The following is a 12,519-nucleotide window of genomic DNA, read 5'->3' on the forward strand; positions in this document are numbered from 1 at the left end:
ATTTATACCCACGGACAACCCAACATGCATGACGAACAACCCCGCCAGGTGAGAACCGGTGGAGACCCGCGTTCACTGTCTGAGTTTATGGCACTGCGCGACGAGATGAGTAAGCTGACGCATCCGGCCCGCCCGGACGTCGACTGGAAGCAGGTGGAAAAACTGGCGCTCTCCCTGTTTGAAATCAACGGTGTGGAGCTGCAGACCGGAGCCTGGTATACCCTGGCACGCAGCCATCTGGCGCGGGTCAGTGGTCTGAACGAGGGGCTGGGCATACTGGCGGCACTGCTGAACCACCAGTGGGCTCAGCTCTGGCCACAGCCGGCACATGCCCGGGCAGAGATAATCAACGGCCTCCTGCAGCGTGTGCAAAAACTGTTTCGCACTTTTTCGCTGGGAGCTGCAGATGTACCGGCCCTGGTCCTCGCTGAAAAGCGACTGCTGGAGATGAAGGACATACTCAGACGCCAGGAACTGGAACATGCCTGCCAGATGAATCCGGTGATGCAACTGATACGCAGCGCGATAACCCGGCTGGAGAACTCTCCTCAGCCTGATAATGAGCCTGCCGGGAACACGGTACCAGGGCAGGACGTTGTCATAGCTGAAGACGCCCCGGCCAGCCGCCTGGTGTATGTCATCCAGAAAGCGCCGGAAGTGGCCATTCAGGTTACTGAAGAACAGCCCGTGCCGCCGAAGCGCTGGCCGGCCTTTGTGGCCGGTATGGCGACAGCACTGGTACTCAGCACTGCCACGGTCTTCGGCTGGCAGGTTACCCATCGTCCGGATAAAGCGGCCCTGCCAATGGCGGCATCCGTCGCCTGGGTACCGGAGGCGATGACGCCGGCACAGATTGAAGCTTTCCGCGGGACTGAAAGCAGCAAGACCCACTCCGGGATGTGGCTTGCGCGGATGTCCAGTCAGGTCAACTGGATAACCACACTGGCACCCGGCTGGCGACTCCGTTACGGTCAGGGCCTGGTGTCGCAGGCTAAGGCGTTGTGGCCGGATGATCCTGCAACACGGGCACTGGTCAATCGCTGGGAGCAATATCAGGCAGGCAGAACGCTCCCCGCGAGTGAACTGACAGGCTGGCATGACGGTATGGCGCAACTCCGGGCCTTGTCGGCGCAGCTGGATGCGCTGGACAGGAAGAAAGGCAAGTACATGACGGGCAGCGAACTGAAAACGATCGTCTGGCGTATCACCAGCACGTTCGCCAGCGCGGTCCCGGTAGAGGAGCAGCTGCGACAGCTGGTACCTGCTGCAGGAGAGGCAAATGCACCTCCGGCGGACATCGAACAAGCGGCACGTCATCTGGACTCGCTGATCCATGTGCTGGAGCAGGTGTCATCGCCGAAAGGTGATGCTCCGTTGGTGAAAATCAGTTACGCCAATGAGTAAATGCAGGAAAGCAATGCGATTTCTGAACAAAAAAATCATCAGCCTGGTCATTCTGTTTGGCGTAAGTTGCGTGAGTTTCGTTCTGCACGCCAATAGCGAGGTGGAAACGACGACCCGGGCGTCAGTCCGGGATATGGTCGATAAACTGCCTTACCGCGCCGTAGCTCTGGTACCCGGGACACGCCCGGGAGGCACGTATTTTCGTACAATACCGAACTCAGGCCATGTCAACCGCCAGGTGAAGTAACGTGTCCAACAAATGGGCTTCACTTCACTGAAGGCGGTTTTTTGTAGCTGAGATTAACGGCATCTCCTGAGCCTGGTAACATACGTTTTTAGCTTTTTTTGTAACGCTGAAAACCGTTTTCCCCGCCCCCGTTTTTTACGTTCGTCCTGCCTGAGACGGTTATCCCGTACATTTTCAAACATCATGCTTTCAAATGAATTTCGTTCCTGTTGGCGTGATTTTTCTTTCTCTCTCTGTTCGCTATAAAGTATGAATACCGTAACGGCTACTACCAGGATTGTCAGAGCAATGATGATGTTAAGGTTGAACACCAGAAATGGGTCGTGGAAATCCATTTGAACCTCAGTTGAAGGAGTGGGTGAATGCCACCTTGCAGGCCAGCTGGTGCAGAGTGGGTTGTAAACAGGGGGGTGGGCAGGTGACCGAACGCTAATCCGTTCCTTCACTCCAGAGTCGGTTGAACTCACGTTGATAGGCTTGCGCCGTATGCGGCTCATTCCAGATAACAATGGTGTTCTCAGCGTTGCGCTTGATAGCACTGGACGTGAAATTGAAAGACCCCGTCTGAGTAGTTACACCGTCAATCACCATGAACTTGTTGTGCTGGATGGCATATCTCCCGTTCAGTCTCACCGGGATACCTTTATGCTGCAGCCAGGTCACGGCTGAGTAACGTCCGCCATTGTCTTTCGCGTCCGCTACCACACGTACTTTGATACCTCGCTGGCTGGCACTATCGAGAGCGACAGCAACGTCCTTACTGGTAAAGCTGTAGGCAGCGACATCGATGGTTTCCCTCGCACTGCTAATGGCGCCAAGCACGTTGGCTATGGCACTTCCGCCGGGAGAAAAACCCGTGGTGATACGGGTTTCAGTAGCTGTGGTGGTCAGGGGAATCAGTAAAATCGCCAGCAGAAATGTGCTCAGAGAGATTCTGGTACCAGTTATCATCGGTGTTGTTCTCCGGGTAAACAGCCTGTTCATGTTGTGCGGGGATTGCCGGCTGGAAGAAGTTCTCCGGTGGAGACGTTTGCGCCGGTGGCGTGCCGTATCCGGCATTGTTCTGGTGTGCTTCCTCAATACGCTTCTTCGATATGCGTATATTTTCGCGGTCCTTCAGCCATCTGTATTTCCCCTTACTTTTCTCCAGCGCGCTGACAGCTGCTTCAAACAGCAGAACGCCACGTTCCTCATCGCTGTAATTCACATCAGTGCGGCAATCCAGGTCGCTTGCCAGGCGTGAGATGGCCAGAAGTGTCTGGTCCTCGATGCGCGCGTGAAGATGGCCGTGATAGTTCTCCGGACTGGTTGTATGGCAGATGTCCAGAATCTGACTGACCCGTTCCTGAGAGACCGGGCGCCGGCGTTCCGCGGCGGGTACTTCCCTGCAAAGGTCGTTGAAGTCCGGGCGACGGATGGGGACGTAACGATTGATTTTGACCTGCAGCTTCGAAATTTTCTCACTGTCAGGGATATAGATGGAGTTACTGCGGACCAGCTGGTCCTCAAATACGATGATGCCTTCGCCTGACTTCAGCGACTTCAGTTCGTCCAGCTGGATGTTGTCTTTATCGCGAAATTCCACACGGTCAACATCCTGATAGCTGCCCATTCCCGTTCGTTCCATCGTGCGCTGCTCTGCGTACTGACCTGTTCCTCCGACCGCGCGGATCATCTTCAGGGTGTCTTCCGTATCCTCCGTTTTCATAAACTGCTTGGTACCGAGGTTGGCGTTGACTGAGTGAACCTCTTTACCGTGCTTCAGCATGGCCTGAATATCTTGACCGAGGATAACCAGCATGTAACGCAGGCTTCGCATCTGGGCGGCCAGCTTTTCCAGGCCTGGTGCGAAGTAATAACCCACTTCGTCACAGATGAGCATGAAAGGAAACTTGCTGGCGAACTTCTTCACGGTCAGCGTATGTTCCGGTGAACCCTCAATCTTGTTACCCAGGTCTTTGGCGATGTTCATCCGGATGTCAGAGATATAGAGCTTACCCAGTGTTGCGGCTTCATTATCGGAGAGCTCAAGGGCAGGGATCAGGACAACGAGCGTGCGGTCGTTATGCAGGATGTCCTGCATATCCATGTCACCGCCGTTTTTAGGAAAAACGTGACCATAGGTATCGTTAAACATGCTGAGCATGCGGGTGAACTGCTGGATAAGATAGCCGTGCTGATCGAGCGCACCCTGGGACCATTCTCCGGGACGATTAATCAGGTTCATATCAAAGCCGGCGAGGTTGGCCAGATAGTTCTCCATTGGCTTATAGCCTTCCTCATGCCAGCCCTGTTCCAGCGCTTCGCGGTATAGCCCTACAAATTTAACCAGGGGAAGGTAAGACTGGATAACGTCCTGCGTGAGGAGAATGTTATCCCTGGCCCGCTTGTAGCACAGGGCGTAAATCAGGGCATTCATCATGGCGCGCGCCTTGTCTTTCCATCCCTCGTCACTGCCATTGCCCGCCGGTTGCAAAGACTCCATCAACTGGGTGATGAATGTCGGGCTACCGTAGGCGAATGGATTGGTGCCGTTCGACTGCGGTCGTGATTTGTCGCCAAGTAACAGTTTTTTGAAACGATCATCATTACCGGTGATGAAGTTCAGAACGTGCCAGTCATCTTCCTGGCCGAAGCGTCTGGCCATCGACCAGGTGGCAACGGCGAGATCTATCTGCGCCTTGCCATCAGAGATGCAGCAGCCGCGGGCCATACATAGCGAATTGAGATACAGGCCATACAGCGTTTCTGTTTTCCCGCCGCCGGTGGTGGCCATAATTTGCATATGACGCAGGGCGTCAGCGGTTTCAAGCCACAGTTCTCTGCCTCTGTCCTGCTTGCGAGCCGTCCCCAGGCACAGCGTCCCCTCAGATTTTCCGCGGACAATTTTGGGCAGGTTCAGGTTAAGCAGTGGGATATTCCAGCTGAGCTCACGTTCCGTTGAGAGGTCCAGCCCGCCGATATCCTTTGGTATTCGCAGTGGTAAGCGAAAGCGCTGATCGCTGAACGCGACCAGCAGGAGGACACAGAGCGGCAGAGATGACAATAAAGTGGCCGGCCATGAGGCGCCGGCCAGAAGAGAAAACACCAGTAGCAGCTGCACGGTGGACGGTGCCAGAAATATCCGTTCAGCCTGACTGCCATGGACCAGCCGGCTTATTCGCCAGCTATCCACAGGGCCGTGACGTCCTTTCAGATCCATTACGGTCTCCTTACTGAGGGGTATTGAGGAACGCCTTCAGGGTGGCGTCACTGGACATCGCCTGCAGCGGGATCATCCGGCCATCATCGCTGATAACCGTCGGTGTCCCTGGCATGCGGTACAAATCAAATGCCAGATCGTTGCGCGCCAGTGCCAGTTTGCCAGCATTGCAGTCTGCAGGGGCGGCCTCAGCCTTTTCTTTCTCCGCCGGATTCAACATGCCGGCACCGGTGTCGTTGAGCGCTTTCCACATTTGTGCGCGTTTCTCCGGTGCGGCGCAGAGCAGGGGAACTACCTCGTCAGCGGTGCGGGTTTTGCCAATCAACGTCACCGGGAAAATCTCCACGTTATAGTCTTCAGCCAGAGCCTGAACGGTCGGTTCAAAGATGCGGCAGTTTGGGCATTCCGGATCGAGGAAAATATAAAGCGAGCGTTCATGGCCAGAGGATAACTGGATAGTGAACTCCTGCTTTGCCGCGCCATTTTTCAGCCGTTCTGCGAGGAGTGCCCGGGCTTCTGCTGCCGCTTCTGGCGAAAGCGATGCAGTGGCCTGGGCTGTCTGTGTCTGCGGGGCTGGTTGTGGTTGTGGAGTTTGCGGTGTCTGCGGGATCGGCTGTGTCGGGGTCACCGCGGTGACTGCAGTCTGAGCTGGCTGAACCGGTGATGTCACAGGGACGGATGTTATCTGTCCGGCTGGTACCGGCACCTGTACCGGTCCGCTACGTGCCAGCCAAGTCCCTGCCAGAATAAGGCACACGACAACGGGGGCGAACCATTTCCACTTTGATTTACTGCCTTCGGGCGCAGTTTGCGGTGCGTAGAAGTTCATGGCGATACGAGAAAGCGCGTCGGCCGTCGAGCTCATAATCAGGCTGGCTTGCTCCGGGTCTTCTGTTGCGTAAAGCCGGGCATAGGCGCTGTAACCCTGGCGCATCCAGATAACATATTTCCCGGCGTCCTGTTCAAGGGTGAGCTGATAACGTTCAGTCGTCGGCCTGTTCAGACAGAAGATGCTGCGATCGTTCATACGGACCATCAGATGTTGGCCGTGAATTTCGGTGCTGATATTGAAAATGGTTTGCTCTGACATGGGATTATCTCATTTTTGGGCGAAAGGAATGGGTGTGGCGGTGTGCCTGTGGTTCATCTGTGTGGCCAGCTGAAGGGCCAACATCTTCTTCATCATCATCTGCATCGTCATCCTCCCCGGCGGGAGCGCGGACAGGATCTGCGGGCTCGTCAACGACCGCCCCGATGTGGCGTAAATCGGTTTCAAGCCCATCAAGTGCAAGGGTCATGATCGGCTGACTGAGGCGAACGCGGTAACGTGCAGCGAGCGTTTCCCAGTGGGCCTGGCTGATGACGCCAGCTGCTTCTACAAAGGGCCAGGGGCGACCGGTAGACGCCAGGGTGTACCAGAGTGGCCGGTCGAGCCCCTTCAGCCAGCGGAAGCGCCGAATGGGAAGGTGCAGGTCGTTGTCATGCAGTGCCGAAAGGGCAGTGCGGATGTAGCCGTACTGCCTGATAAAACTCCGGGCCTGCTTTGTGCCGGTCACTTTTTTGAATGCACTGTTGGCCAGCGTCAGATTCGGATAGCCAATCTTGTTTCTGTACTTGCGGTCTACCTTAAGCGTGGAGCGATTAAGGGCATCCAGCAGAGCTTCAGCATCCTTGCGTTTGTCCATGAAGTGCTGCAAACCAAAGATGGCGAACATTGCCCGCTCATGGTCATTGAACGCGCTGAAGAGTGGGTCCACGTCGTCTCCGGCGGCAACCTTTGGTAGCGGGGTGCCCAGCTGTGTGATGAACAGTTCCTGCGCCACCTCCCGGCGTAAACGCTGGTTGATGACCAGTCTGTGCTCGATGGCAAACTCATCCGGTGTCTGCGCGCTGCGATGTTCTTCAGGGTCCACGTTCAGCAGCTGCTGTTTTTTATCGCCGTAGGTCAGGGCAGGGATAATTGACGGTGAGAACGCGGACATAATGCGGGGCAGTGTCTCGATTGAAATATCGCGACGTGTCCGGCTTACCTGGTGTCGCCGAACGGCGATAACTCCTGTAACGATAAGGGGTATCAGCGCAAGTAAGAGAATGCCGGCGGTGACATCCATCACGGCAAAGAACTCGCTCCAGGCGACGTCCGGGGCGTTATTGTGAGTTCTGGCCAGCAGGTTAATACGCCAGCCCGCATACACATGAGTGCGAGGTAAATCAGCGATATTCCATAGCCAGTACAGCAGGGTGGTACAGGTTTCGACGATGAGTTGCCGAAAGAACAGGGCTGCGATAATCAGCGTGATAAAGAAGCCGACCACGGCCATTGACCAGTCATTAGACCGGGCGTCATTACGCGGTGGTTGCGCCATAGAGAACCTTTATGCAAAAGAAAAGGCACTCTTAAAAGAGTGCCTCTGTAGAAGGGGGGGAATACAGCTCAGGAATTATTTCGGTGGCAGAACCAGGTTGATGCCGTTCCTTTCAGCGATGTTTTTTGCCTGAAGCTCAACGCAACCTGGAATATTGTATTCATAACTCCAGTTCTGGTTGCGCATGGCATTAATTTTTTCAAGCATCTCACCTGCTTTACCCGTGGTTATGGCCACCGTCGGGAGTTCAGGGTTACCAGTGTAAATAGTCAGCTTGTTGCCCTCCACCTCGATGGATTTCCAGTCATACATCCCGAACCCCATGACACGTACATCCCGCGGAAAGAAGAAGTTGAATATAGTTGTGTCGGGGTGGTTGATGTAAAGCAGCGTCCCTTTCCTGGTATCCAGCCCCAGGTAACCCCAGCCGGTGCGGTTCATGGCAATATTCTGCGGTGAAGGTGCGCATAGCTCTGATTCACGGAAGAATGAAGTAAAAGCTTTAATGTTGCGACGTTGCTTCCAAACTGAATAAATGATCGCCAAAATTGTCACCGGAACGGATAGAGATAATAAAGTGATTATCTTATCGGTTAGGAACTGTGTGCTCATCAGATCCCGATAATTAATTGTCGAATATATGGCCAGCGGGATTTGGAACGGTAGAATTAAAAAACAGTATGCAAATGAGAGCATGCCTGTCACCGCGACAGACCAATTCTTGCCATATGTATCGATGTATTTAACCGTCATAATTAGCTTCCTGATAATTATCTGAGCCTTTTGCTGGCCAAATTGTAAACCTCACTGTGCTCCCGCTTACCTACGGCGACCACAGCAATGATTAATTCGTCGTTAATGACCTGGTAGACCAGCCTGAATCCCGACGCCCGTAATTTAATCTTATAGCAATCGGGCATTCCCCGAAGCTGTGCGGAAGGGATGTGCGGATTTTCCGCACACTTCTTCAGCTTCTTGGCGAACTGCTGCTGAATGGCCTTATCAAGGCCGTTCCACTCTTTCAACGCATCCGTTCTGAACTTTACCCTATACGTCATAGGTAGCTATCCAGATCCACATCATGCAAGGCCTGCTTGCTGCGTTTCTGAACCAGCTTTTCGAGCTCATGATCATCAATGCAGTCAAGCATCTGCTCATATAGTTCGGCGGGTACGCAGTAAAAGGCAGGCTGGTTGTGGTTTAAAATTGCCACAGGGAATCCAGCACCAGAGTTAACCGTAGCCATTGGATTTTTCTTCAACTCACTTACACTGGCTGTTGTATCACTGTGAATGATGTTGGGCATAATTCCTCCGGGGTTGAGACTGGTTTTCAGGTCATATTTTAGCACAATATGACCTGTTTTTGAGTCTTTTTATGTGCACCGCTTCACGCTATTTAAACCCATTGGAATCACCTCCAGGCCTGGCGGCGTCTACTCGTTTCATGCCCGGTGCATTCCCTGCCTTGCTACCAAAGCCGGCGAACATGTTACGTGTTGACTCTACTGCTCCCTTCATCATCTGTGCAGCTTCTCGGCCACCTAGCCATGCAATGACGTAATCTGGCAGGTAAACCTGGAGGCTGAATGCGGATGACACCAGAGTGGTACACATACGGGCATAAATCATCAATATGCCAATAATGCTGGCAAGACCGGTTACTGAATCTGCCTGCACGTTCGCCAACGCCGGGGTGATGAGCATGTTCAGCAGCGTTCCGATAGCCACGACAACCAGGCTTGCGAAAAAGAATCCGAACACCATAAGAGACGGACGAATGGCCGCATCAATCAAAAAGATATAGCCATAGTTCGCCCGACTGCCTTTGTCTTCCTCCGTCCCGATATGCGTAGCGGCCCATAATGAGCCTGCCGTGGTTCCAATCAGCACACTGCCCAGCCAGGAGGTACAGGCTGTGATCCAATAGATAAGAGGGATGAAGGGCAGGAAAATGGAAAGTGAAAAGCCCACGCTCAATAATATAAACAGTATGAAGTACACCACCGGGGAAATAGATCCCATCACGCTTTTGGCGATATAACCTGCACCTGATACGGTATTGATAATTTTAGCCAGTCCATTGCCATCAGCTGATGCCCAGTCTACTGCCGCCTTTGCAGCAGTGAATACAGCAAATGTGGCTTGGGCAGATACCAGAGTGTAATCGCCGATTGCTTTCATTTTGAGCATAGGATTAACTTGTGTAGAAGCGTCGTTTCCATCGCTCATTACATTTTCAATGATTTTGCTGGTTAGTTTTTGCCCAAAAGGAAGAACCTTTCTAATAGCATCATTAGCATTCTGAACGTCATCAATATTTTCATTGCCCGCAACATTCGCAGACCCAAGCGGCGGGGTATAGGTTGAATTTTTCCGTTGCGCCATCAATGCAGTTCGTATTTCTTCCTGAAGCTTTCCAACTCCAACTTCGCCGATATTTGACATCCCAGTCACGATCGGGCTTTTGTTCGCAATGCTATTTACTTTCTGGTTGGCGGTTGCGAATGACTGATACCAGGCACCTAACGAAATCCAGCCGCTTTGCTTCAGGTAGTTCGCGAGCTCGCCGCGTATTGCCCCTTCGTTGTTTACACTTGCTGTTGCTGCAGTAATGGTGTCTTCATACTGGCGTGCAGCCTGTTGAATCTCTGCTTCAGCATCCGGAAGTTTGCCTTGCCCTCCGTCCTGATAACTACGCCAGGCACTGACGAAGCCTTCCGCGCTCTGAGACAGGGAGCTGTTCATCGCTGTGAAAGCATTCATCTGGGCATTTTCGAGCGGTCCGGAATTTATTGGCACGCTAAAGGAGAACCAGGACCCACTGTCCTTCGTCTCCGGCAGACTGGCACTGCCGCAGATTGCGCTGCCGTTCGTGATGCGTATTTCGCGACCGTCAGAAGAACGTTGTTCAGACATGGGCGGAGTTGAGCTGCTGCCTAACTGATGCATTTCGGCCTGCTCGGTATTCATCGCCGCCTTACACAGGTACATATCAAAGATACCCCGGGCGGACGTGATGGTTTCGCCGGCAACGGGCTGCATAATCAAGGACTCACCGTCCATGATGGCATCTGCCGCTTTATCGGTGAGCAGGTTTGCGCTCCCTACACCCATAATCGAGGCCATCCATAAAAACGCCAGGTTCGATATGGACCAGCCAGACGGTGTGGGCACCAGGGCCATAAATCCCGCCAGGGACGAAACGGGCGCCATCATCGTATTGCCGCGACCGAATACTTTCCCGCGGTTACCTGTTAGCACCGTTGCACGTAATGTGATCCCCATAAACCAGATGAACGCCAGACCGGCAATGATGGCGTTGAACACGCCATACAACTGACCGATGAAGCTGACGTTCTGAGGCTGCAGCGGGTTATTCACCACATCACCATAAACCATGATAAGCAGCTGGCGTGAAAGGTCGGTCGTGCGCGTTGCCGCGCCGCTAATCGTGTCGTAGTTGATGTTGTCTGCAAATGCCGGCAACGACAGGCAGACCAGCGCGAGGCTGGCCACTATCAGAAGCAGTCTTTTCATATAGATTTCCGTAACGAACAGAATGCGCATCCGGAGGATGGCCAGGGAAGGTCAGAACGGCGCACGCCAGCTAAAGAGTTCTTTAAGCCAGGTGCCGGTTGCCCGCCATTGTGCAAACGATCCCAGCTCCTGGCGGACAAGCTGCCAGAGGTGAAACTGGTTTTTCATGGCGCACACAAACAGCATGCCGGCGAAGGCTGAGATCATGAACATCAGGCTGAGCATTCGTATCAACAGCACGCCAGCACCAGGCGGGGCTGCAAGCAGTGTGCCCACGGGTAACAGAATGACGAGGCTCACTGCCGCGACGAACATGGCCAGCCAGATACGTTTGGCCAGTAGATAACGTAGCATCAGAGAGTCACGACTGTGGCCACTGGCGGCCACAGCTTCCTCAAAACTGAGCGTCTCGGTTTTTCCCCGGGCGGCCTCAGGCCACAGGCGGCGTAATCGCTCCGCATTTTTCTCTGCCGCGTATCGTGCGGCGTGAACCATGCGACCGGCCTCCCAGAGCGGGAGGACCAGATTGGCGGCATGCCAGACCTTTTTTCCTGGTTTTTTCATTGGCGTGTGGCTCCGGCTGCGGCCTGCTGCAGTTTCTGCGCGAGGCGTGGTTCGTAGTACTGGGCACCTTCAAGACTCAGCTGCTGGCCAGAGATGATGGCGTTCTCCTGCAGCTGCTGTTTAATGCCCAAAAGCAGGGCGTTCTCGAGGCTCTGAATACGGATGGACTCACGCAGGAGGTTGTCACCATCCATCGCCTGCAGGTCGGTCTGATAATCCGTATTGGCGTACCGGCGATTGACTTCGAAGGACTCAAATTCACGTAACGACATCATGCCGGTGCGTTTTGCTTCCGCTGAGGCATTCTCATCAAACCAGGCTTTGCTCGATGGCGTCTGGAGTGCTTCGGCCAGCACATCCTTTGTGGCTTCGTTGGGCTGACTGGCGGCAACCATCGCCAGCTGCGGTTGCTCAGCTGCACTTTGTATGGCGTCATGCTCTGTCATCATCCCGATGTACTGACGACCGCTGTCCGTTTTGACTTCCCCTTTTTTCAGCGTTCGCCCCGGGCTTCGACGTACCGAGTTTTTGAGGTACATCATCGCGGTGTCAGTCTGCTCCTGGTTGAAGGTCAGCTCCGGGGCTTTGTCTTCCGCGCCGGCGCCAGCCAGCAGTGAACGGACTTCTTTGTCCCCACCCGGATATGCCGATTCGCCGCTACAGAGCTCACCCCAGGCATCCGCATCTTCTTTTGTGCAGTAGTTCCGGTGGATTTCTGCCGTGGCAAACAGACCTTTTTCCGGTACGTCGGGTTTAGATGACAGGACCTTTTTGATGGCGCTATTACTGACGCCACCGCCACTGGCCAGCGTTGATTGTTTTGCCGAGGACTGACGCGCGATTTGTGAGGCCTGCCCGGAGGCAGACTCACTGCAGATACTGTCCGGTACGGTGTAGCTGCGTCTGGCTTGCTCGAGGTTCTGCACCTGTTGTGCATAGGTGGCGTACTGTTGCATGTTCTCCGTTGACTGCTGGATCATGGCCGCAATCTTGTCGTTGCCGGAACTGATGGCCCCGCCAATCTGCTGGTTAGTGGAGAGGATGGTGCCCAGTGTGCTGTTGGCCGTACTCAGCTGCGGCACAATCTGGGTGGTGACAGGAATGCTGCTCATTACCTCCACCGGGTAGGCCATCGCCTGTGTTGCGGACAGCAGAAGGCCGCCGATGGCGACGGCCAGAAGTCGTTTCTTCATGGGG

Annotated in this window: 12 protein-coding genes; 2 read left to right on the plus strand and 10 right to left on the minus strand. The window is 54.2% G+C overall.

The features are described 5' to 3' along the window. Window positions 1-24 precede the first annotated feature (24 nt). On the plus strand, window positions 25-1,404 hold the full coding sequence (locus SIK69_RS13680; protein ID WP_319786323.1) for a VasL domain-containing protein: 1,380 nt from the start codon (window positions 25-27) through the stop codon (window positions 1,402-1,404). A gap of 13 nt (window positions 1,405-1,417) precedes the next feature. Continuing rightward, entirely contained in the window at window positions 1,418-1,651 is a 234-nt protein-coding gene (locus SIK69_RS13685) for a hypothetical protein (RefSeq protein WP_319786324.1), read from the plus strand. 429 nt (window positions 1,652-2,080) lie between these two features. Here SIK69_RS13685 and SIK69_RS13690 read toward each other — a convergent pair whose 3' ends face one another. The 10 genes from SIK69_RS13690 to traW all read right to left on the minus strand — a co-directional run bounded on the left by SIK69_RS13690 (window position 2,081) and on the right by traW (window position 12,515). Then, complete coding sequence (locus tag SIK69_RS13690) at window positions 2,081-2,602, minus strand: phospholipase D family nuclease (protein WP_319786325.1); 522 nt, start codon at window positions 2,600-2,602, stop codon at window positions 2,081-2,083. After that, window positions 2,523-4,853 (minus strand): F-type conjugative transfer protein TrbC, encoded by a 2,331-nt coding sequence (gene trbC, locus SIK69_RS13695; RefSeq protein WP_319786326.1) that lies wholly within the window; start codon window positions 4,851-4,853, stop codon window positions 2,523-2,525. Before trbC ends, SIK69_RS13690 begins: the two co-directional genes overlap by 80 nt. Window positions 4,854-4,863: 10 nt before the next feature. After that, window positions 4,864-5,943, minus strand: a complete 1,080-nt coding sequence (locus SIK69_RS13700; RefSeq protein WP_319786327.1) for a thioredoxin domain-containing protein — start codon at window positions 5,941-5,943, stop codon at window positions 4,864-4,866. A 4-nt stretch (window positions 5,944-5,947) separates the two neighbouring features. Beyond that, window positions 5,948-7,219 carry a secretion/conjugation apparatus DotM-related subunit gene (locus SIK69_RS13705; protein WP_319786328.1) on the minus strand — a complete coding sequence of 424 codons (1,272 nt, stop codon included), beginning with the start codon at window positions 7,217-7,219 and terminating at the stop codon, window positions 5,948-5,950. A gap of 75 nt (window positions 7,220-7,294) precedes the next feature. Then, window positions 7,295-7,972: a plasmid IncI1-type surface exclusion protein ExcA gene (gene excA, locus SIK69_RS13710; protein ID WP_319786329.1), complete on the minus strand. Its 678-nt coding sequence runs from the start codon at window positions 7,970-7,972 to the stop codon at window positions 7,295-7,297. Between the two features lie 17 nt (window positions 7,973-7,989). Further along, window positions 7,990-8,277, minus strand: a complete 288-nt coding sequence (locus SIK69_RS13715; protein ID WP_319786330.1) for a type II toxin-antitoxin system RelE family toxin — start codon at window positions 8,275-8,277, stop codon at window positions 7,990-7,992. Beyond that, window positions 8,274-8,525 (minus strand): type II toxin-antitoxin system Phd/YefM family antitoxin, encoded by a 252-nt coding sequence (locus SIK69_RS13720; RefSeq protein WP_319786331.1) that lies wholly within the window; start codon window positions 8,523-8,525, stop codon window positions 8,274-8,276. Before SIK69_RS13720 ends, SIK69_RS13715 begins: the two co-directional genes overlap by 4 nt. Before the next feature lie 88 nt (window positions 8,526-8,613). Next, window positions 8,614-10,758 carry a DotA/TraY family protein gene (locus tag SIK69_RS13725; RefSeq protein ID WP_319786332.1) on the minus strand — a complete coding sequence of 715 codons (2,145 nt, stop codon included), beginning with the start codon at window positions 10,756-10,758 and terminating at the stop codon, window positions 8,614-8,616. A 51-nt stretch (window positions 10,759-10,809) separates the two neighbouring features. Beyond that, complete coding sequence (traX, locus tag SIK69_RS13730) at window positions 10,810-11,322, minus strand: conjugal transfer protein TraX (RefSeq protein ID WP_319786333.1); 513 nt, start codon at window positions 11,320-11,322, stop codon at window positions 10,810-10,812. Then, complete coding sequence (traW, locus tag SIK69_RS13735) at window positions 11,319-12,515, minus strand: conjugal transfer protein TraW (RefSeq protein ID WP_319786334.1); 1,197 nt, start codon at window positions 12,513-12,515, stop codon at window positions 11,319-11,321. The genes traX and traW overlap by 4 nt, the downstream gene beginning before the upstream one ends. Window positions 12,516-12,519: the final 4 nt, after the last annotated feature.

Origin of the sequence: Scandinavium lactucae (assembly GCF_033843265.1) — a bacterium.
GTDB classification, from domain to species: domain Bacteria; phylum Pseudomonadota; class Gammaproteobacteria; order Enterobacterales; family Enterobacteriaceae; genus Scandinavium; species Scandinavium lactucae.

Bases quoted from the DNA above. Each gene is read 5' to 3' on its own strand.
- trbC (WP_319786326.1), bottom strand. From the start codon at position 4,853: ATGGATCTGAAAGGACGTCACGGCCCTGTGGATAGCTGGCGAATAAGC.
- SIK69_RS13685 (WP_319786324.1), top strand. From the start codon at position 1,418: ATGCGATTTCTGAACAAAAAAATCATCAGCCTGGTCATTCTGTTTGGC.
- SIK69_RS13705 (WP_319786328.1), bottom strand. From the start codon at position 7,219: ATGGCGCAACCACCGCGTAATGACGCCCGGTCTAATGACTGGTCAATG.
- SIK69_RS13725 (WP_319786332.1), bottom strand. From the start codon at position 10,758: ATGAAAAGACTGCTTCTGATAGTGGCCAGCCTCGCGCTGGTCTGCCTG.
- SIK69_RS13720 (WP_319786331.1), bottom strand. From the start codon at position 8,525: ATGCCCAACATCATTCACAGTGATACAACAGCCAGTGTAAGTGAGTTG.
- SIK69_RS13715 (WP_319786330.1), bottom strand. From the start codon at position 8,277: ATGACGTATAGGGTAAAGTTCAGAACGGATGCGTTGAAAGAGTGGAAC.
- excA (WP_319786329.1), bottom strand. From the start codon at position 7,972: ATGACGGTTAAATACATCGATACATATGGCAAGAATTGGTCTGTCGCG.
- traX (WP_319786333.1), bottom strand. From the start codon at position 11,322: ATGAAAAAACCAGGAAAAAAGGTCTGGCATGCCGCCAATCTGGTCCTC.
- SIK69_RS13690 (WP_319786325.1), bottom strand. From the start codon at position 2,602: ATGATAACTGGTACCAGAATCTCTCTGAGCACATTTCTGCTGGCGATT.
- traW (WP_319786334.1), bottom strand. From the start codon at position 12,515: ATGAAGAAACGACTTCTGGCCGTCGCCATCGGCGGCCTTCTGCTGTCC.
- SIK69_RS13700 (WP_319786327.1), bottom strand. From the start codon at position 5,943: ATGTCAGAGCAAACCATTTTCAATATCAGCACCGAAATTCACGGCCAA.
- SIK69_RS13680 (WP_319786323.1), top strand. From the start codon at position 25: ATGCATGACGAACAACCCCGCCAGGTGAGAACCGGTGGAGACCCGCGT.